The organism is Streptomyces sp. NPDC101166 (assembly GCF_044768125.1).
GTDB lineage: Bacteria > Actinomycetota > Actinomycetes > Streptomycetales > Streptomycetaceae > Streptomyces.
The window spans coordinates 104,173-123,109 of record NZ_JBIWPF010000005.1 but is presented as its reverse complement, the minus strand read 5'-3'; the positions used below and the strand labels follow the sequence as shown (position 1 = coordinate 123,109).

Below are 18,937 nucleotides of genomic sequence, written 5' to 3'. Positions count from 1 at the left end.
CCCGTATCTGCAAGGAACCCCCGTGACCAGACTCAGCGTCGAGATGCTGGCAGCGGACTCGGCCGAGCCCATCACCTCGGCCGGCCACGCTCAGCTGGGCATCGCCGTGCTGGCGGGCATCGCCCTCATCGTGCTGCTCATCACCAAGTTCAAACTTCACGCCTTCCTGGCGCTGACCATCGGCTCGCTCGCGCTCGGCGCGTTCGCCGGGGCGCCGCTGGACAAGGCCATAGCCAGCTTCACCACCGGACTGGGCACCACGGTCGCCGGTGTGGGCGTGCTGATCGCGCTCGGCGCGATCCTCGGCAGGCTGCTCGCCGACTCCGGCGGCGCGGACCAGATCGTCGACACCATCCTCGCCAAGGCGGGCGGCCGTTCCATGCCGTGGGCGATGGTGCTGATCGCCTCGGTGATCGGTCTGCCGCTGTTCTTCGAGGTCGGCGTGGTGCTGTTGATCCCGGTGGTGCTGATGGTCGCCAAGCGGGGCAACTACTCGTTGATGCGGATCGGCATCCCGGCGCTGGCCGGTCTGTCCGTGATGCACGGGCTGGTGCCGCCGCACCCCGGCCCGCTGGTGGCGATCGACGCGATCGGCGCCAACCTGGGAGTGACGCTCGCGCTCGGTGTGCTCGTGGCCGTCCCGACCGTCGTCATCGCCGGGCCGGTCTTCTCCCGTTACGCCGCCCGCTGGGTGGACGTCCCGGCCCCGGACCGCATGATCCCGCAGCGGCCTTCGGAGGAACTCGAGCGGCGGCCCGGCTTCGGCGCGACGCTGGCGACCATCCTGCTGCCGGTGGTGCTGATGCTGGCGAAGGCGCTGGTCGACATCGTCGTGGACGACCCGGACACCACCGTGCAGCGCGTGTTCGACGTCGTCGGCTCGCCGCTGATCGCCCTGCTCGCCGCCGTACTCGTGGGCATCTTCACGCTGGGCCGGCCCGCCGGTTTCTCCCGGGAGCGCGTCTCGCAGCTCGTCGAGAAGGGGCTCGCGCCGATCGCGGGCATCCTGCTGATCGTCGGCGCGGGCGGCGGCTTCAAGCAGACGCTGATCGACTGCGGCGTCGGGCAGATGGTGCTGGACGTGTCCAAGGACTGGTCGATCCCGGCCCTGCTGCTGGCGTGGCTGATCGCGGTGGCGATCCGGCTGGCCACCGGTTCGGCGACGGTGGCGACGATCTCGGCGGCCGGGCTGGTCGCCCCGCTGGCCGCCGACATGTCGACGGCCCACGCCGCCCTGCTGGTCCTGGCCATCGGCGCCGGCTCGCTCTTCTTCAGCCATGTCAACGACGCCGGGTTCTGGCTGGTGAAGGAGTACTTCGGGCTGAGCGTCGGTCAGAACATCAAGACCTGGTCGGTGATGGAGACGATCATCTCCGTGGTCGCCGGCGGGCTGGTGCTGTTGTTGTCGCTGGTCATTTAGAGGTACGGCAAGTCCCGTAAGGGGGCGCGCGGGTGATCCGTGCGCCCCCTTACGGGTTCCGGTCCCCGGGAGCCACGGCGATGCCCGCGTCACCGGCGCCACAGCGGGTGCTCGCGCTCGGCCCATTCCTCGCTCACCGAACCGGTGCGCATGCCGCGCCGTGCCTCGGGGTCGGCGAGGGCCATGCCGATGTGGCCGGCGAGGACGATGCCGACGGTCAGGGCCAGCCAGTCGTGGACGAAGGTCGCGCTGGTCCGCCAGAGCAGCGGGGTGAGGTGGGTGAACCACATCAGCAGCCCTGTGCCGAGCATGACCAGCGTGGCCCCGGCGATCCACGAGGCGTAGACCTTCTGCCCCGCGTTGAACTTGCCGGCCGGGCGGGAGGCGCGTCGCCGGTCCCGGCGCAGGGCGGCCCGAAGCCAGCGGCGGTCGTGCGGGCCGAACCGGTTGAGCCGGCCGAGGTCGGCGCGGAAGGCGCGGGAGGCGAGGCCCGCCAGGACGGGCGCGGGCAGGGCGAGACCGGCCCACTCGTGGACGCGGACCACCAGCTCACGGCGGCCGACGAGCCGCGCGAGCTCGGGGACGTAGAGGAAGGACGCCGTCACCACGCAGACGCCCATCAGGACGGCCGTGGTGCGGTGGATCCAGCGTTCGGCGCGGCTGAAGCGGTGGACGCGGGCCGGGGCGGCCGTCGGGGCGTCAGCTCGTAGGCTCATCGTCCCGCCTGTTCGAACGGCCCACCCAGGCGTCGACGTCGTACCCGCGCTCCTCCCAGTAGCCCGGCCGGACCTTCTCGGTGACGGTGATACCGGAGAGCCACTTGGCCGACTTGTAGAAGTACATGGGGGCGACGTACAGGCGGACGGGGCCGCCGTGGTCGTGGCCGAGGTCCTCGTCCCGCATGCGCAGGGCGACCAGGACGTCGGCGCGGCGGGCCTGGGCGAGGGTGAGGCTCTCGGAGTACACGCCGTCGAAGCAGGTGAAGCGGACCGCGCCGGCGTCGGCGCGCACGCCGGCCGCGTCGAGCAGCGCGGAGAGGCGGACGCCTTCGAACGGTGTGCCGGGGACCCGCCAGCCGGTGACGCACTGCACGTCCTTGACCACGCGGGTCTGCGGCAGGGCCTTGAGGTCGGCCAGGGTGTAGGCGGTGGGGCGGTCGACGAGGCCGTCGACGGTGAGGCGGTAGGACCCGGCGTTCTTGTGCGGGACGGAGGAGGCCACGGAGTAGTAGCGGAAGCCGCCGCCGTTGGGGAGCAGGCCGGTGAGGCCGGTGGGGTCCTTGTCGGCGGCGCCGCCGAGGAAGTCCTCCAGGCCGCGTTGCAGGGTGGGCGCGGCGAAGACGCCGAGGGCGCCCAGGCCGAGGGTGCCGAGGAAGACGCGACGGCCGACGGGGGCGCCCCGCTCCTCGGGCGGTTCGGGATTCACCTTTCCATTCGAGCACTCGGGGGGACCGCTGGGCCAGTGGTTCCGGGACCTCGTAAGGGCTCTGTAAGGAGGTGGCGGTGCCCGTGAGGGATTTCCCGTGCGGGCAGCGGGTGGCGTCCGGTGCCGAGGGAGCGGTTGCGGGCGGCGCGGAAGGCGGCGTAGGGGTCGCGGTCGGGGTAGGACCAGGGGGCGGGGGTGACGTGGTCGCCGATGCGGTGGAACAGGGCGGCGGCCTCGGCGGGGCGGCCTTCGCAGATCTTGGCGTGGGCGAGGTAGTTGAGGTCGATGAGGTGGCGTGGGTGGTCGTCGTGCTCCCATTCCAGCCACCAGTCGAACGCGGCTTTCATGACGGCGCCGGACCGGTGGTCGCGCCAGTGGGGTGCGGTGGCCGGGTCGGCGGGGGCGAGACCGCGCACGGCCAGGGCGCGGTAGCGCTCGGCGTGCGCGACGACGGGGAGGATGGCGAGGGGCGAGTCGGCGGGGGCCTGTTCGGCGGCCCGGGTGGCGAAGTCGTAGACCTCGTGCAGCGGGTCGGGGCCGGCCCGGCGCTCGGCGAGCAGGGCGACCATCAGGTGGTGGGCGTGATGGTGGTCGCGGTGCCGGGTCCTGATCTCCTCGAAGATCCGTACGGCGTCGGCGCCGCCGGCGTGTTCGAGCTGGAGGAGGCCGAGCCAGGGGGTGGGGTCGGCGGGCGCGAGGGCGGCGGCGTCCTGGCAGGCGGCGCGGGCGGCGGCCGGGTCCTCGGCGCCGGCCAGGGCGCGGCGTGCCCGGGCCAGGGCGAGCAGGGCGGTGGCGTCGGCGGATCCGGGTTCGGCGCGCAGCCACGCCCGGGCGTGCGGGACGGCGGCAGGGTCGAGGGCGAGGACGGTGAGGCGGTGGCCGCGGCGGTCCCAGTCGTCGCCGGTGCGGGCGAGCAGGGAGCGGGCTGTCTGCCAGCGGCCCTCGGCGAGGTCGGTCCGGGCGGTGGCCAGCTCGGCGTCGTCGAGGGCCTCGGGCCCGGGGCGGGGCGTGCGCGGGGGCGGGATCAGTGGCACCGGGGGTCTTCTCACCCTCCTCGTGACGGGCCTGGTGACGGCACGCGAACGGCCCGTGTGACGGGCCTGGTGTCGGCACGCGAACGGCCGATCGGCGCACAGCCAAACCTCAGCGAGCGCTTACCGTCAAGGAGCCCGGCCACATGACAGGTGTCAACTACCGCCCGGTAGAAGGGACTTGAGGACACTCCTCGCTGGTGGAAGCGGTTGCGGCGGAACGGATGTGGCGTACGCCATGGCGCGGGCCGCCGAGGTCGCGGACCATGGCGGTACGGCCGCCCCGCGCCCACGGCCCCGGCCTCCGCGCCGGTCCCGTCGGGTGTGCCGCGACCGCGTCAGGCTCCCGGCCCCGGGTTCTTCCCGGGAGCACCCTTGAGGGCGGTTCCCAGGGACAGCCGCCGAAGGCGCTGGGACACTGAAGTCGGCCACCGCGTCTCCCGTGGCCCGACCCGATGATCGAGGTACGCAGCGTGTCGGTTGTGGTTCTGGTTCTCGCCGTGAGCGCGGCCTGTTGCCTGGGCTTCGGCTTCGTCCTCCAGCAGAACGCGGCCCAGAAGGCTCCTCTCGGCGACTTCCTCTCGCCCCGGCTGCTGCTCGACCTGATGCGGATGCCGCGCTGGCTCGGCGGCATCGCCTTGATGGTGGCCGGGATGGCGCTGGGCGCGGTCGCGCTCGGCAACGGCGAGATCTCCCTGGTCGAACCGCTGCTGGCGACGAACCTGCTGTTCGCGCTGGCCCTCTCGCGCCACCAGACCAGACAGCCCCTGGGCCGGCAGGGCTGGGCCGGTCTGCTGCTGCTGGCCGGCGGGGTGACGGCGTTCATCGTGGCGGGCCAGCCGCGCGGCGGCACCGCTGTCACCGATCCGCTGCGGCACTGGCTGATCATCGGTCTGATGGTCGGTGCGGCGCTGCTGCTGACGGGGTACGCCAAGCGGCACGCGAGCGTGTCCTCGGCCCCGGTCTTCCTGTCCCTCGCCGCCGGGGTCCTGTACGGCGTCCAGGACGCCTTGACCCGGGTGAGCGGCGAGCGGTTCGGCGAGGGCGGTCTCCTGGAGCTGATGACCGGCTGGCAGCCGTACGCCGTGGTGGCGCTCGGGGTGACCGGCCTGGTGCTGGTGCAGAGCGCCTTCGAGACCGCGCCGCTGCGGATGTCGCTGCCCGCGCTGACGGCGGCGCAGCCGCTCGCCGGGATCGCCTGCGGAGTCGGCTTCCTCGGCGACCGGCTGCGCACCGACACGGGCGCGCTGGCCTGGGAGTCGGCGGGTCTGGCGGCGGTCGTGGCGGGCATCGTCCTGCTGGGCCTGCATCCCGCGATGCCCCAGGGCGGGGCGGAACGCGAACGCTTCCGCGATCTCCAGCCTCAGTAGCCCTGATTGGATGGGGGCATGAGTGCTGCTGACGAGATCATCGACATCGTCGATGAGAGAGATCAGGTCGTCGGGCGGTCCCCGCGCGGGGAGGCCTATGCCCGGGGGCTGCGTCACCGGTGCGTGTTCGTTCTCGCGCGGGACGCCGAGGGGCGGGTCTTCGTCCACCGGCGCACCGCGGACAAGCTGGTCTTCCCCTCCCTGCACGACATGTTCGTCGGCGGGGTGGTCGGCGCGGGCGAGGCCTACGACGACGCGGCTCTGCGTGAGGCGGAGGAGGAGCTCGGCGTCGCGGGGCTGCCCCGGCCCCGGTTCCTCTTCAAGTTCCTGTACGACGGCGAGGGCGGCCGCACCTGGTGGTCGGCGGTGTACGAGGTCCGCTGCGAGCTGCCGGTCAGCCCCCAGGTGGAGGAGGTCGCCTGGCACGACTTCCTCACCGAGGAGGAGATCGAGCGCCGCCTGACCGAGTGGCGGTGGGTGCCGGACGGTCTCGCGGCGTACGAGCGGCTCAAGGAGTTCCGTGCCCGGCAATGAGTTCGTGCGCAACGTCCGGCTGTGGTTCGCGCCCGAGGGCGTCCGGCAGGAGGGGCGCACGCCCGATTACCGCTTCTCGCTGGCCAACGAGCGGACGTTCCTCGCGTGGCTGCGGACGGCGCTCGCGCTGATCGGCGGCGGCTTCGCGGTGGACCAGTTCCTGCCCGACCTGCCGTGGGGGTGGCGCGTGGGCCTCGCGCTCGCGCTGCTCGCGGCGGGGGTGCTGTGCTCGCTGCGGGCGGTGAACCACTGGGTGCGGTGCGAGCGGGCGATGCGGCGGGGCGAGGATCTGCCGGCCTCCCGGTTCCCCGCGCTGCTGGGCGTCGTCATCGCGGTGGTGGCGGTCGCGATGGTCGTGGTGGTGCTGCTCGGGCGGGACGGGTGAGCGGCGGGCGCGATCCCGGCCTCCAGCCCGAGCGGACCCGGCTCGCGTGGCGGCGTACGACGCTGTCGAGCACCGTCGCGGCCGTGCTGGCCGGCAGGGCCGCGCTGCACGGCGGGGTGTCGGCCGCGGGGGTGGTGGCGTGCGCCCTGTGCTGCGGGGCCTGGCTGTCCTTCCTGCTGCTGGCCCACCGCCGGATCAGCGGGCTCACGGGGACCGGTGAGGACGAGCGGACCGCCGGGGCGGGGCCGGCCGCGGGAGACGCCCGCCCCGCCCCGGAGGCCGACGGGTCCGAGCAGACCACGACGGTCGCCGGGCCGCCGGCCCTGAGCCCTCGGCACGCCGCTCTGGCGGCGCTGTGCACGGTCGCGGTGGCCGTGTGCGGGGCGGTGCTGGTCCTCTGACGGCGGCCGCGGTGGACGGCAGCCGTGGGGTCGGCCGCCGGAGGACCCTCCCGCTGAGAGCTCCGGACAAAAGTGGAGTCCGATCGGCTCGCGGCGTCTGGTGGGTGCGATCGCAAGGCGCCGGAAGCTCCTCGTAGCGGGGCTACCAGGGGCTTCCGGCAACGCGGCGCGCGTGCGTGCCAGACGCCGCGAGCCGGGCTCCACGTTTGTCCGGAGCTCTAAGACTCCCGGTCGACCGTGACGACGATCTTGCCCCGGGTGCGGCCCTCCTGGTTGCGCCGGTGGGCCTCCTCCGCGCGCTCCAGGGGGAACGTCTCAGACACATGCACCGAGACCACGCCCTGCTCGGCCAGTTCCGCCAGACGGGTGAGGTCCTCGGCGTCGGGTCGGACGAAGCAGTAGTGGCCGCCGTAGTCGACGACGCCGCCGTCGGCGATCGAGGCCAGGCGTCCGTCGGGGGCCAGCAGGTTGGCGGAGGCCTTCAGGGTGTCGCCGCCGATCGTGTCGAAAGCGGCGTCCACTCCCTCGGGCGCCAGCCCGCGCACCCGTTCGGCCATGCCCTCGCCGTAGCTCACGGGTTCGCCGCCCAGCGAGCGCACGAAGTCGTGGTTGGCCTCGCTCGCCGTGCCGATCACCCGCGCGCCGAGATGGCGCGCGATCTGCACGGCGACCGAGCCGACGCCGCCCGCCGCCGCGTGGACCAGCACGGTGTCGCCGCGCTTGACCTCCAGGGCCTTGGTCAGCACCTGGTAGGCGGTGAGCCCGACCAGCGGCAGGCCCGCCGCCTCCTCCCAGGTGAGGTTGCGCGGCTTGCGCGCGAGGGTGCGCACCGGAGCGGCCACGTACTCGGCGAAGGTCCCCCGGGAGAGGAAGTCCTCGCGGACGTAGCCGATGACCTCGTCGCCGGCCGCGAACTCGGTGACGGCGGCGCCGGGCTGGACGACGACGCCGGCGACGTCCCAGCCGGGGACCACCGGGAAGACCGCGTCGAGGATGCCGTCGAGATAGCCCTCGCGGCACTTCCAGTCGACCGGGTTGACGGCCGCCGCGCGCACCTCGACCAGGACCGAGTCGGGCCCGACCTTGGGGTCGCGCACCTCCCCGTACTCCAGGACCTCGGGCCCGCCGTACCGGTTGTATGTGATGCCCTTCATGCCACCGACCCTCCGGGGTACTCGATCGCCACGCAAGCCCGGATGCCCTGAACGTGCCGTTCGCGTGGCGGCCTGTCCGTCGTCACCCCCGTACCCCCGAAGGGGTACGCCATGACCGGCTTTCACCAGGAGCACACAGGCCACGCCTTGGCGCGGAACAGGCCTTAGGGTGGCCCCGATCACGTTGGGCGTCGCCCCTGGACTACATACCGACCGGTCGGCATCATAGGGCGAGTCCCCGCGAGTCCTCGTTCGTCTGCCGTAGGAGTCCCGCATGAGCCCCGACCACCCGCCCGGCCTCGACCTGGACCGGCTGCGCACCCTGCTCGACCGCGAGCGGCCCGGTCTGGTCCACGGCCCGCTGACCGGCCGGCTGATCGAGGGCGGGCGCTCGAACCTCACCTACGCGGTCGCCGACGGCGAGTCGAAGTGGGTCGTACGACGGCCGCCGCTCGGCCATGTGCTGGCCACCGCCCACGACATGCGGCGCGAGCACCGGGTGATCAGCGCGCTGCACCCGACGAATGTGCCGGTCCCGCGCCCGGTGCTGCTGTGCGAGGACGAGAAGGTGCTCGGCGCGCCCTTCTACGTCATGGAGTTCGTCACGGGCACGCCGTACCGCACGGCGGACCAGCTCGCGCCGCTCGGCCCCGAGCGCACCCGCGACGTGATGCTCTCGCTCGTGGACACGCTGGTCGACCTGCACGCGGTGGACCCCGCCGAGGTGGGGCTCGCCGACTTCGGCCGCCCCGAAGGCTTCCTGGACCGGCAGCTGCGCCGCTGGGGCAAGCAGCTGGACGCCTCCCGCAGCCGCGACCTGGCGGGCGTCGACGAGCTGCACGCGGCCCTCGGGCGCAGTCTTCCCACGTCGCCCGCCCCGGCCGTCGTGCACGGCGACTACCGGCTCGACAACGTCCTGATCGGCGAGAACGACACGATCAGAGCGATCCTCGACTGGGAGATGTCGACCCTCGGCGACCCGCTGACCGACCTCGGCCTGCTGGTGATGTACAGCGTGCCGCTGGAGGTGGCGGACTCCCCGGTGTCCACCACCGCCACGGCCGCCGGCCATCCCTCGCCCGCCGAACTCGTCGAGCGGTACGCCGCCCGCTCGGGGCGCGACGTGTCGGCGGTCGCCTGGTACACGGCGTTCGCCTGGTTCAAGCTCGCCGTGATCCTCGAGGGCATCCACTACCGCTACACCCTGGGCCAGACGGTGGGCGGCGGCTTCGACCGCATCGGCGAGCTCGTCCCCGTCTTCATCGACCACGGACTGACCACTCTGCAGGAAGGCTGACGGCCATGGACTTCGCGTTCGACGCGCGCACCGAGGAACTGCGCGGCAAGCTGCTCGCCTTCATGGACGAGCACGTGTACCCGGCCGAGGCGGTCGCCGAGGAGCAGCGCGCGCTGCTGGCCTCACCGTGGGACACCCCCGCGGTGGTCGAGGAGCTGAAGGCCGAGGCGCGCCGGCAGGGCCTGTGGAACCTGTTCCTGCCCGACTCCGAGTACGGCGCCGGTCTCACCAACCTCCAGTACGCGCCCCTGGCCGAGATCACCGGGCGCTCCCCGCAGCTGGCGCCGACCGCGCTGAACTGCTCCGCGCCGGACACCGGCAACATGGAGGTGCTCGCGCAGTTCGGTGACGACCGGCAGCGCAAGCAGTGGCTGGAGCCGCTGCTCGCCGGGGAGATCCGCTCGGCGTTCGCGATGACCGAGCCGGAGGTGGCCTCCTCCGACGCCACGAACATCACCACGCACATCGAGCGCGCCTCTGACGGCTCGGACGAGTACGTCATCACCGGCCGCAAGTGGTACATCTCCGGGGCGATGAACCCCGACTGCGCGATCTTCATCGTGATGGGCAAGACGGACCCGGACGGCGACGACATCCGACGCCAGCAGTCGATGGTGCTGGTGCCGCGTGACACGCCGGGTGTGACGGTCAAGCGGGCGATGAAGGTCTTCGGCTACGAGGACCACTACCACGGCGGGCACGCGGAGGTGATCTTCGATCACGCGCGTGTGCCGGTGTCGAACCTGATCGGCGAGGAGGGCGGCGGTTTCGCCATCGCCCAGGCCCGGCTGGGACCGGGGCGCATCCACCACTGCATGCGGCTGATCGGCATGGCGGAGCGGGCGATCGAGCTGATGTGCCGGCGGGCGGTGTCCCGTGACGCCTTCGGCAAGGCGCTGGCGCAGCAGGGTGTGGTGCACAACTGGATCGCCGACGCGCGCGTGACGGTGGAGCAGTTGCGGCTGCTGGTGCTGAAGACGGCGTGGATGATGGACACGGTGGGCAACCGGGGGGCGCACGCGGAGATCCAGGCGATCAAGATCGCGACGCCTCGGGCGGTGGTGGACATCATCGACCGGGCGATCCAGCTGCACGGCGCGGGCGGGGTGAGCCAGGACTTCCCGCTGGCGGAGCTGTACGCGGGCGCGCGGACGCTGATGATCGCGGACGGGCCCGACGAGGTGCACCAGCGGTCGCTGGCGCGCCGGGAGCTGAAGAAGTACATGTGACGGGGCGGGGCGGCCGGGGGTTCTTCGCCCCGGGCCGCCCCTTCGCGCGTCCTGCCCCAGTCCCTGGGCGGTTACGGCCGCAGGGCGCGCAGGAGCAGGTCCGCCAGGTGGTCCGCCACTTCCTGCGGGGTCATGGGGCCGTTCGGGCGGTACCACGTCGACAGGTGGTGGACCGAGCCGAAGTGGTAGTCGACGACCAGGTCCGCCGGGGTGGCGCTGGAGAAGACGCCGGCCTGCTGGCCCTCCTCCACGAGGGCGCGGAACCGCTCGTGGTAGCGCCGCCGCTCCGCCCGCACCTGCTTGTTCTTCTCCGGGCTCAGATGGTGCATCGACCGGAAGAAGATCATCGCGTCGTCGAGGTTCTCGATCGTCGTGACGACGACGTCCGCCGCCGCCCCCCGCAGTCGCTTCTCGATCGGCTCGTCGGCGTCCGCGTACGCGTCGAGACGCTCCTGCTGGACGCGCAGCACACGCGCGTACACCTCGTGGAGCAGATCGTCCTTGGAACCGAAGTAGTGGTACAGCGCCCCCTTGGTGACACCGGCCGCCTCGACGATCTCCTGCACCGAGGTGCGGTCGTAGCCGCGCTCGGCGAAGAGCCGGGTGGCGGCGGCGAGGAGCCGCTGCGGCACGGGCGTCCCGGCGCCCTCCGTCGTCCTGGGCACTGCCGCCACCTGCCTTTCGTCTGCCTTACTGGCTGTCGTGCGCGCGGGAACGCAGTTCCCGACGGAGGATCTTCCCACTCGCCGTCTTGGGCAAGTCGGGCAGGACCTCCACCTGCCGCGGGTACTTGTAGGCGGCCAGTCTCTCCTTGCAGTAGACCGCCAGTTCATCCGGGTCCGTGTCGGCGCCGGGGCGCAGGCTGATGTACGCCTTGACGGTCTCCCCGCGGTACCCGTCGGGCACGCCGACGACGGCCGCCTCGCGCACCGCCGGGTGGGTGTAGAGCACGTCTTCCACCTCGCGCGGCCACACCTTGAAGCCGGACGCGTTGATCATGTCCTTCTTGCGGTCGACGACGTACAGCCAGCCCTGTGCGTCCATGAAACCGATGTCGCCCGTGCGCAGTTCGCCGTCGGGGAAGGATGCGGCGGTGGCGTCGGGGCGCCGCCAGTAGCCGGGCACGACCTGCGGGCCGCGGACGACGATCTCGCCCTGCTCGCCGAAGGGCGTCTCCGCGCCCTGGTCGTCGACGATCCGCACGACGGTGTCGGGGCCGGGCAGGCCGACCGCGAGCGTCCCGGAGACCGGGTCTACCGGCGCTTCCAGGTGCGGCGGGACGGACGCGCAGGGGGCGCTGCACTCGGTGAGTCCGTAGCCGTTGCGGATGTACGGGCCGAAGCCGGCGCGGAACTCCTCCACCAGGGCGGGCGGCAGCGGGGCGCCGCCGGAGGAGATGGTGACGAAGGAGGAGAAGTGGTCGCGGGTCGCGGACGGGTGGGCGGCCAGGGCCATGAAGGCGGTGGACGGGCCGACCGTGTAGTGCGGCCGGTGCTCGGCGAACGCCTCCAGCACGACGCCCGCCTCGAACCGGTACGTCAGGACCAGCGTGCCGGCGCTGTTCAGGCAGGCGGCGAGCTGGCAGACCATGCCGGTGATGTGGAACAGGGGGGCGAGCGCGTAGTACACGGGCGCCTCGGGCAGTCCCAGGCCGGTGCTCTGCCGCTCGGCGTTGTACATGATGTTGGCGTGCGTGTTGACGGCGCCCTTGGGCGCTCCGCTGGTACCCGAGGTGTAGCTGATCAGCGCGATGTCGGCGGGGGCCGGGTCACGGCCGTCGGGCGGGCGGTGGCCGGCGCGGGCGGCGGCGGTGAGGTCGTCGGCGTCGGACGCCTGCGGGAGCCGCTCGAAGGCGAGCACGCGCGCGTCACCGCGGCTCTGGAAGTCCAGTTCGCAGCCGGTGAGGACGATCCGCACCGGCGAGTCGGCGGCCGTCTCGCGCAGGTACGTCTCCCAGGCACGGTCGGAGCAGATCAGTGCGGCGACCTCGCCGTCGCGCAGGACATGGGCCACTTCCGCCGACTTGTACATCGGGTTCACCGGGACGACGGTGGCGCCCGCCTTCCAGGCGCCGAGCACGGCGAGCACGAACTGCGGGGAGTTCTGGAGCAGGACGGCGACCCGGTCGCCGCGGCGCAGGCCGCGCTCGGCGAGCCGCCCGGCGACGGAGTCGCTCAGCTCGTCGGCCTCGCGGTAGGTGAGGCGGCCGTCGAAGTAGGCGAGGAAGGTGTGCTCGGGGGTGTCGGCGACGGCCCGGCGCAGGGCGTGCACGAGGGAGTCGGCAGGATCCACGGGGGCGCGCTGGGCCTCGTCGAGGAGGGCGATCCAGGGCTTGGCGGCGTAGAGGGACGGGGTCATTCGGCGGCCTCCCACTTCTGCTGGAGGTGGTTCATGTTGGTCAGCCAGCGGTCGGGGTCTTGGGCGCGCGCCTCGTAGTACCCGGAGACCTCAGGGTGGGGCAGGATGAGGAAGCGGTCCTCCTCGATGCCCTTGAACAGGGCGTCCGCGACGTCCTCCGGTTCGATGGCGGTCGGTTTGAGGACCAGGTCACCGGCGGTGCCGGTGGCGGCCAGCATGTCGGTGCGGACGCCCTGGGGGCAGATCGCGTGGACCTTGACGCCGCGGTGGCGGTAGGTCAGCGACAGCCATTCGGCGAAGGCGTACGCGCCGTGCTTGGTGACGCTGTAGGGGGCCGCGCCGATCATCGTGAGCAGGCCGGCGGCGGAGACCGTGGAGACGAACCGGCCCTGGCCGCGCTCCAGCCAGTGCGGCAGCAGGGCCTGCGCCGCGCGGACGTGCGCCATGACGTTGACGTCCCAGGCGAGGGCCCATACGGCCTCCTCGGCGGCCTCGGACCCGCCCGAGGCGACGCCGGCGTTGGCGCAGTAGACGTCGACCGTGCCGCCGAGGGCGTCGCGCGCCTCGGTGACGATCCCGGAGGCGTCGCCCGGCACCGCGATCCCGCCGATCTCGTCGGCGACCGCCTTCGCCCGGTCCGCGTCGAGGTCGTTGACGACGACCCGGGCGCCCTCGGCGGCGAATCTCCGGGCGAGGGCGGCGCCTATCCCGCCTCCCGCGCCGGTGACGACGACTCCAGCACCCTGCACGGCTTCCACGATCGGTCTCCTTCGACACGGCTCCGGCTCCCCCGCGGCTGCCAGACTAACCGGTCGGTATGTTGGAGAGAAGAGGTGCTGCGCCGCACGGGTGAGGCGTCCCGACTTCGGGGCGAGAGCGTTCCGCCGTACGGGTGCCGCCGTGACGTCTGGCCAAGCACCGCCGTTGGCAGGACGATGCGCTCACCTGGCGCACGCTGCGGGGCAAGGGGGCCTGTGATGGCGGATCCGGCGACCGGCGCGACGAGCGCGATGAGCGTGGCTCCCTACTGGGAGGTGACCTTCGACGCCGACGGGGACGTCGACGGCGGACAGCGTGACCGGCTGCTGGCCGGGGCGGTCCGGCAGGGGGTGCGCGACCTGGTGGTCTTCGCGCACGGCTGGAACAACGACCGCTCGGGCGCGACCGCGCTCTACAGCCGCTTCTTCGCGCCGTTCCCCCGGCTCGCCCCGGCGGCGAGGCTCGGGTACGTGGGCGTGGTGTGGCCGTCGATGCGGTTCTCCGACGAGCCGATCCCCGATCTGCCGCGCTCCTCCGTCGCCGCCGGGACGGCGCGGCGGCCCGTGCTGGACCCGGACACGCGGAACGCGCTGCTGGCGACGTTCCCGGGCCGGGCGGCCGTGGTCGAGCGGATCGCGCGGCTGCTGGAGCTGCGGCCTCGGGAGGACGCCGGGTTGGAGGAGTTCGGGCGCCTGGTGCGGCTGCTGGTGGCGGCCGTGCCGTCGGGGCCGCAGGAGCTGTGCGCGGCGGACGTCGTGACCGAGGGCGCGCCTGCGGACGCGCCGTCGATGCTGCACGCGCCGACGGCGGAGGTCTGCGAGGACTTCGCGCAGGCGCTGGCCCTGCTGGAAGGCGGCTCGGGGGCGGCCGGGTTCTCGATGCCGAACCCGTGGGACGGCGCGCACGAACTGCTGCGGCAGGCCACCTACTACGCGATGAAGCGGCGGGCGGGAACGGTCGGCGAGCGGGGGCTCGGACCGCTCGTCGGACGGCTGGCCGGTGCGGCGCCGCAGCTGCGGGTGCACCTCGTGGGGCACAGCTTCGGCGGGCGGCTGGTGTCGTTCGCGCTGCGGGGGCTGCCCGAGGGGGCGCGCGCGGTGAAGTCGGTGACCCTGCTCCAGGGGGCCTTCTCGCACTACGCGTTCGCCGCGCGGCTGCCGCACGACGCGCGCGCGGGCGGTGCGCTGAACGGCCGGCAGAGCCGGGTGGACGGGCCGCTGGTGTGCTGTCACTCCCGCTACGACTCGGCGCTCGGCACGATCTACCCACTGGCTTCCCGGATGGCGGGCGACGAACGCGGGGCGGCCGGGGAGTTCGGGACGGCGGGCGGGCCCGCGGCGGCTGAGGCCGCCGCAGGAGCCGGAGCGGCCGGTGAGACCGAGTTCGGCGGGGAGTTCGGGTTCGGCGGGGTGTCCGGGGCCAAGTGGGGGGCGATCGGGTACGGGGGTGTGCGGGCGGTGCCGGGGACGCGCGCGTGCACGCTCGCGGAGGCGCTGGCCGGTCCGCTGCCGGCGTCGGGCTGCGTCAACGTGGACGTGGCGGCGGTGGTCCGCCGGGGCGGGCCGCCGTCCGGGGCGCACAGCGACATCGTGCACCCCGAACTGGCACGGCTGGTGCTCGCGGCGGGCCGTGTCCGCTGAGGGCTGTCCCGTGATCCCTGGTGGATCAGCGTGCGGCGTCGGATGCGGTGCATCGCAAGGCGGAGGGACGTCCGCATACTGGATGTATGCGGACGTCCCGACAACGCGGCGAGGTGCCGTAGCTGCCGTCGCACGCCCGCCAGGGATTACGGGACAGCCCTTAGGGCACGGCCCGCCGTGGGCGGGTCAGCGGTGTGAGGTGAACTCCACGACCTGCTGGTAGGTGGGACGGTTCTGCCAGCTGATGTTGCCGTGCTTGATGCCGCCGAGGGTGCGCTGCACGATCGAGTCGGCGCACCACTGGTTGCCGGCCGCGCACAGGGCGTCGCCGGGGTAGACCTGGGCCGCCGTACGGCCCGCCGCTTCCTTCAGGGTGGTGAGGAGGGCGTCGCGGCAGGCGCTCAGGCTGCCGCCGCCGCAGTACTTCTGCGCCAGCGGGCCCTTCACCGGCTCGCCGAGCACGGCCCGGAGGTCCTTGTCGACGTAGCTCCACCAGCCGTACTGGAAGGAACTGCCGGCGTGGGCGCCGGTCGGGCCGTGCGCCGCTGAAGGGGGCTCGTCGACGGGCAGGTTGGCGGTGAACGCCGTGTACAGGCCGGCGCCGAGGCCGGGTTCGAACTGGGCCTTCACCAGCAGCGGCCACCAGGCGTCCAGGATGCGGACCGCGTCGGCGTTCGCGTACGTCTTCGAACCGGCCGTCGTCTCGGTGCGTTTGCCGCCGGCCGTCAGCCAGGCCTGGAGCTTGCTCACCGCCGCCGCGGCCGCGGTGTCGGTGACCGGGGAGCTGTTGATCACCTTCAGCAGGTCGGGCAGGACCTCCTCGGCTCGCAGATCGGCGAGAGCCGCGTCCGCCATCGCCTTGACCAGTGAGGCGCGAGTGACGCCGCCGGCCTGGACGAGCTTCTTCACCCGGGTCTCCAGCAGGTTCCCGCGGTGCACGGAACCGTCGCCCCAGGGCGCGGTCGCGTAGTCCTGGGCCTGCTTGTTGTTCCAGGAGATGTAGTAGTCCTGGTCGATGGAGTTGGGGTGCTGCGAGGGCGGGGTGTAGGAGGCGGTGTTGGTCGCCGGGTTCCAGCCGCGCCACTCGTACGCGGGCTGCGCCCACGCCGGGAACTCCGCGTCGACGCCTGCGGCGCGCACCGGGTTGTCGCCGCTGTTGTAGTACGCGGTGTGCTCGGAGTCGGCGTAGAACCAGTTGAAGGTGTAGTTGATGTGCTGCACCGCGCTCTGGAAGGACTCGGGGCCCGTCACGTAGTCGGGGTCGTTGAGCATCTGGAAGCCGATGATGGAGTCGGCCTCGTGGAAGTAGGACGAGCGCAGGGTCGTGTAGGCGACCTTCTTGCCGCCCACGGTCGCGCGGTGGGTGACGGGGCCGTACTCGGTGCGCCAGACGCGCATCGTGTACGAGCCGGCCGGGGAGTTGTCGGCCGTGGTGGGCTTCCAGGCGTTCTTCTGCTCGATCTTCTCCATCGCGGTGCAGGCGCCGCGGTAGAGGTAGTGGTGGTCGTCCTGGCACAGCTCGACGGCGTAGGTGTCGATGATGTCCTGGCCGGAGGTGGTGGCGCTCCAGGAGTAGTCCTGGCCGCGCCCGAGTTCGACGTACATGCTCAGACCGGCGAAGGAGGCGCCGCGGGCGCTGATGCCGGGGCCCTGGAGTTCCTGGAGGAGCAGGAGCTGGGGGGCGAAGTAGCCGGTCTGGGGGCCGAAGACGGCCACGGGGTGGCCGCTCGCGGTGTGGTCGCCGCTGACGACGAGGGCGTTGGACATGCCGCGCCGGGCGGAGCTGAAGGCGGTGGCGGCGGCCGTGGCGGAGGCGGTCGCGGCGGTGGGGGCGGCGGCGTTGCCGGTGCGGTCGTACACGAGGGGTTCCTCGACGACCGAGCCGGCGTCGGGCAGGGCCAGGCCCTGGGGGTTCTCGGGCTTGGCGGCGTAGGGGAAGCTCTTGCCGTCGTGGACGGTCAGGACGGCCTCGGGGTCGTTGCGCTCGCGGAACGACTCCCAGACCCTGGTGCCCTGTTCGACGCCGTATTTCTGCTGCGCGGCGAGCAGGGAGATCGCGTTGTTGACCTCGCCGCCCCCGCCGGAGCCGAAGAGGGCGCCGATGACCGAGCCGAGGGCCACCAGGTCGGTGATCTTGAAGTGGGCGATGGAGCCCGCGTTGGTGATTGAGTCCTTGTGCCCGGTCAACACGTATTCACCGGGGAAGTAGCGGCCGCTGTCGGAGGCGTCGATATAGGCGTTGATGCCGGCCAGATAGGCGTCCGCGTCCGCGAGCGCCTGCCGTCCACGGGCGCCGTTCACGGCGACCGCGTTGTCGATCTGGGCCTGGAGATCTGCCTCGGTGTACGGGGCGTTGCGCCAGAACTGCTGTTCAAGGCCCTGATTGTCGGCGGCGCCGCCGGCGAAGGAGGTGAGTTGACCGCGACCGACGTGCCTGAACACGTCCATGAGCCACAGCCGGTCCTCGGCGGCGGCGTATCCGGCGCCGAACTCGGTGCCGTATCTGGTGGTGCCGGTGATGTGCGGTACGCCCGTCTTCTTGTCGCGGACGATGGTCACATCGCCGCGGCCGGCGGGTTTCACCGTGGAGGCGACTTGATCGGCGGGGACCCCGAACGACGCGTCGTTGAAGAACGTGTTGATCGTGGAGTTGGTGAGCGCCGGATATCCCTTGGCCAGGTTGGCGTAGGGCCCGAGCTGGTCCTCGGCGTGCGCGGGCTGGGTGCCGAAGGCCTGGTTGAGCAGGATCTGGGCGAGGGTGGCGTTGCCGTTCTGCCCGGGCGGCAGGATGTCGGAGCACTGGCCGCCGCAGTGGTCGTTCACGGCCGTGAGCTCGGCTGCGGACGCCGTCCGGGCGGTTCCGACGGAAAGTGGCGTCAAAAGACCGGCAATCAGGGCGCATACGGATGCGGTCTTCAGGAACCCGGGGATTCTGCCGGGAGTTCTCAGTCTGACGGGAGCGGTGCATGGGATTCGCCGTGGCATCGGCAACTCCTAGCGACGGGGGTGGCCGGAAGGTTACCGCCGGTATCCCCGGTATTGAAGATGAACATGCGTCATGTTTCGAAGTCGCCTCATCGAGATCATGGGCGGCATCGCGGACCGGATGGAACCGAAGGGAGCCGAATCGCTTGTCGATACGTCTATTCGGCGACGCCGTGCGGAGTCCTCGCGGACTGTGCGCGAAGTCCGAGCGCGACGAACGCCGAAGTGACCGAAGTGCAGGTGCAGATGTGACGGAGGTGCAAGGCGATGGCCGGTTTTCGGAGTCTGGCGAGACAGGTGCGTGACGCGCGGTGCGATCTGGCGCTGCGGCGTTACTCACTGCGTAAATGCCTGGAGCGGTTCGCTCCTTACGGGCACAGGGCGACCTGGGACCATCTCTGCTCTCGGGCCGGGTTCGGCCCCGAGGACCGCTCCCCCGATCCTGCGCGGCTCGTGGCCGCGTTGGACGAGTTGGAGGAGGCGCGGGCGGTGTGGCTGGCCTACGAGGTCGAGTTCGCCGAGCGCCGCAGGAAGGAGAAGTACGACGGGCTGCGCCGGCCGGGCACCGTGGACGACTGGCACCGGCTGACCTGGGGCGGCTTCGGCGTGGCGTGGTGCGACGACCCGCGGGTCCATCCCCGTGAGCCGCTGGCCGAGGTACTGCGTCGGCTGATCGCCGCCCTGGAGCGCGAGCCGGGCTCCGCCTGCCCGGTCTGCGGCGGCGTGCGGCTCCAGTGGAAGTACGACCTGGACCACGAGCCGTCCTCCGGTCCCGTCTGCACGGACTGCGGCATACTCGTCCCCCGCCCGGTCCTCACCGCCGAGGCTCTGGCGTACGCGAGGCGGGGACGGCTGCTGATGTCGGCGTGACACCGGCCGCCGGTGTGAGCCGGAGGCCGGCACGAGCCGGGGGTCGGCCGGGAGCACGGCGCGTGTACGGCTGGGGTGC

General features: G+C 72.4%; 17 protein-coding genes. 9 read left to right on the top strand and 8 right to left on the bottom strand.

Annotation, left to right across the window (positions count from 1 at the left end; genetic code table 11):
* Nucleotides 1-22 precede the first annotated feature (22 nt).
* A complete protein-coding gene (locus ACIRS4_RS11450; RefSeq protein WP_351097495.1) occupies nt 23-1,420 on the top strand; it encodes a gluconate:H+ symporter in 1,398 nt (465 codons plus the stop codon).
* Between the two features lie 89 nt (nt 1,421-1,509).
* Here ACIRS4_RS11450 and ACIRS4_RS11445 read toward each other — a convergent pair whose 3' ends face one another.
* The 3 genes from ACIRS4_RS11445 to ACIRS4_RS11435 are packed head-to-tail and all read right to left on the bottom strand — an operon-like array spanning nt 1,510 to nt 3,879.
* Nucleotides 1,510-2,136, bottom strand: coding sequence for a cytochrome b/b6 domain-containing protein (locus tag ACIRS4_RS11445; protein ID WP_404193398.1), 627 nt, complete (start codon nt 2,134-2,136; stop codon nt 1,510-1,512).
* Entirely contained in the window at nt 2,120-2,845 is a 726-nt protein-coding gene (locus ACIRS4_RS11440; RefSeq protein ID WP_404193396.1) for a molybdopterin-dependent oxidoreductase, read from the bottom strand. Before ACIRS4_RS11440 ends, ACIRS4_RS11445 begins: the two co-directional genes overlap by 17 nt.
* On the bottom strand, nt 2,842-3,879 hold the full coding sequence (locus ACIRS4_RS11435) for a hypothetical protein (protein ID WP_404193393.1): 1,038 nt from the start codon (nt 3,877-3,879) through the stop codon (nt 2,842-2,844). The genes ACIRS4_RS11440 and ACIRS4_RS11435 overlap by 4 nt, the downstream gene beginning before the upstream one ends.
* 470 nt (nt 3,880-4,349) lie before the next feature.
* Between ACIRS4_RS11435 and ACIRS4_RS11430 the strand changes: the two genes are divergently transcribed.
* Genes ACIRS4_RS11430 through ACIRS4_RS11415 form a run of 4 tightly spaced genes read left to right on the top strand, consistent with a single transcriptional unit; the run spans nt 4,350 to nt 6,566 of the window.
* Nucleotides 4,350-5,246, top strand: coding sequence for a DMT family transporter (locus ACIRS4_RS11430; RefSeq protein WP_404193390.1), 897 nt, complete (start codon nt 4,350-4,352; stop codon nt 5,244-5,246).
* Between the two features lie 18 nt (nt 5,247-5,264).
* Entirely contained in the window at nt 5,265-5,780 is a 516-nt protein-coding gene (locus ACIRS4_RS11425; RefSeq protein WP_404193387.1) for an NUDIX hydrolase, read from the top strand.
* Entirely contained in the window at nt 5,767-6,165 is a 399-nt protein-coding gene (locus ACIRS4_RS11420; RefSeq protein ID WP_404193385.1) for a YidH family protein, read from the top strand. Before ACIRS4_RS11425 ends, ACIRS4_RS11420 begins: the two co-directional genes overlap by 14 nt.
* Nucleotides 6,162-6,566, top strand: coding sequence for a DUF202 domain-containing protein (locus ACIRS4_RS11415; RefSeq protein WP_404193382.1), 405 nt, complete (start codon nt 6,162-6,164; stop codon nt 6,564-6,566). Before ACIRS4_RS11420 ends, ACIRS4_RS11415 begins: the two co-directional genes overlap by 4 nt.
* Nucleotides 6,567-6,784: 218 nt before the next feature.
* On the opposite strand, the gene ACIRS4_RS11410 is transcribed toward ACIRS4_RS11415, so the two are convergent.
* Nucleotides 6,785-7,720, bottom strand: a complete 936-nt coding sequence (locus tag ACIRS4_RS11410) for an NADP-dependent oxidoreductase (RefSeq protein WP_404193379.1) — start codon at nt 7,718-7,720, stop codon at nt 6,785-6,787.
* Nucleotides 7,721-7,994: 274 nt separating this feature from the next.
* Here ACIRS4_RS11410 and ACIRS4_RS11405 point away from each other — a divergent pair, with 274 nt between their 5' ends.
* Together ACIRS4_RS11405 and ACIRS4_RS11400 are read left to right on the top strand one after the other, a co-directional pair.
* Nucleotides 7,995-9,017: a phosphotransferase family protein gene (locus ACIRS4_RS11405; RefSeq protein ID WP_404193376.1), complete on the top strand. Its 1,023-nt coding sequence runs from the start codon at nt 7,995-7,997 to the stop codon at nt 9,015-9,017.
* Nucleotides 9,018-9,022: 5 nt separating this feature from the next.
* Nucleotides 9,023-10,246, top strand: coding sequence for an acyl-CoA dehydrogenase family protein (locus ACIRS4_RS11400; protein ID WP_404193373.1), 1,224 nt, complete (start codon nt 9,023-9,025; stop codon nt 10,244-10,246).
* Nucleotides 10,247-10,317: 71 nt separating this feature from the next.
* Here the strand turns inward: ACIRS4_RS11400 and ACIRS4_RS11395 are convergent, their stop codons facing one another.
* Genes ACIRS4_RS11395 through ACIRS4_RS11385 form a run of 3 tightly spaced genes read right to left on the bottom strand, consistent with a single transcriptional unit; the run spans nt 10,318 to nt 13,365 of the window.
* Nucleotides 10,318-10,911 (bottom strand): TetR/AcrR family transcriptional regulator, encoded by a 594-nt coding sequence (locus ACIRS4_RS11395; RefSeq protein ID WP_404193370.1) that lies wholly within the window; start codon nt 10,909-10,911, stop codon nt 10,318-10,320.
* Nucleotides 10,912-10,936: 25 nt separating this feature from the next.
* On the bottom strand, nt 10,937-12,604 hold the full coding sequence (locus ACIRS4_RS11390; RefSeq protein WP_404193367.1) for a class I adenylate-forming enzyme family protein: 1,668 nt from the start codon (nt 12,602-12,604) through the stop codon (nt 10,937-10,939).
* Complete coding sequence (locus ACIRS4_RS11385; protein WP_404194016.1) at nt 12,601-13,365, bottom strand: SDR family oxidoreductase; 765 nt, start codon at nt 13,363-13,365, stop codon at nt 12,601-12,603. The genes ACIRS4_RS11390 and ACIRS4_RS11385 overlap by 4 nt, the downstream gene beginning before the upstream one ends.
* A 216-nt stretch (nt 13,366-13,581) precedes the next feature.
* Between ACIRS4_RS11385 and ACIRS4_RS11380 the strand changes: the two genes are divergently transcribed.
* Nucleotides 13,582-15,003 carry a serine-threonine protein kinase gene (locus tag ACIRS4_RS11380; RefSeq protein ID WP_404193364.1) on the top strand — a complete coding sequence of 474 codons (1,422 nt, stop codon included), beginning with the start codon at nt 13,582-13,584 and terminating at the stop codon, nt 15,001-15,003.
* Nucleotides 15,004-15,189: 186 nt separating this feature from the next.
* On the opposite strand, the gene ACIRS4_RS11375 is transcribed toward ACIRS4_RS11380, so the two are convergent.
* Nucleotides 15,190-17,988, bottom strand: coding sequence for a penicillin acylase family protein (locus tag ACIRS4_RS11375; protein ID WP_404193362.1), 2,799 nt, complete (start codon nt 17,986-17,988; stop codon nt 15,190-15,192).
* A 267-nt stretch (nt 17,989-18,255) separates the two neighbouring features.
* Between ACIRS4_RS11375 and ACIRS4_RS11370 the strand changes: the two genes are divergently transcribed.
* Nucleotides 18,256-18,858, top strand: a complete 603-nt coding sequence (locus ACIRS4_RS11370; RefSeq protein WP_404193360.1) for a hypothetical protein — start codon at nt 18,256-18,258, stop codon at nt 18,856-18,858.
* The last annotated feature ends 79 nt before the right edge of the window (nt 18,859-18,937 follow it).

Coding starts and splice junctions, on each gene's coding strand:
- ACIRS4_RS11445 (WP_404193398.1), bottom strand. CDS start 2,136: ATGAGCCTACGAGCTGACGCCCCGACGGCCGCCCCGGCCCGCGTCCAC.
- ACIRS4_RS11425 (WP_404193387.1), top strand. CDS start 5,265: ATGAGTGCTGCTGACGAGATCATCGACATCGTCGATGAGAGAGATCAG.
- ACIRS4_RS11410 (WP_404193379.1), bottom strand. CDS start 7,720: ATGAAGGGCATCACATACAACCGGTACGGCGGGCCCGAGGTCCTGGAG.
- ACIRS4_RS11405 (WP_404193376.1), top strand. CDS start 7,995: ATGAGCCCCGACCACCCGCCCGGCCTCGACCTGGACCGGCTGCGCACC.
- ACIRS4_RS11400 (WP_404193373.1), top strand. CDS start 9,023: ATGGACTTCGCGTTCGACGCGCGCACCGAGGAACTGCGCGGCAAGCTG.
- ACIRS4_RS11390 (WP_404193367.1), bottom strand. CDS start 12,604: ATGACCCCGTCCCTCTACGCCGCCAAGCCCTGGATCGCCCTCCTCGAC.
- ACIRS4_RS11380 (WP_404193364.1), top strand. CDS start 13,582: ATGGCGGATCCGGCGACCGGCGCGACGAGCGCGATGAGCGTGGCTCCC.
- ACIRS4_RS11375 (WP_404193362.1), bottom strand. CDS start 17,988: ATGCCACGGCGAATCCCATGCACCGCTCCCGTCAGACTGAGAACTCCC.
- ACIRS4_RS11370 (WP_404193360.1), top strand. CDS start 18,256: ATGGCCGGTTTTCGGAGTCTGGCGAGACAGGTGCGTGACGCGCGGTGC.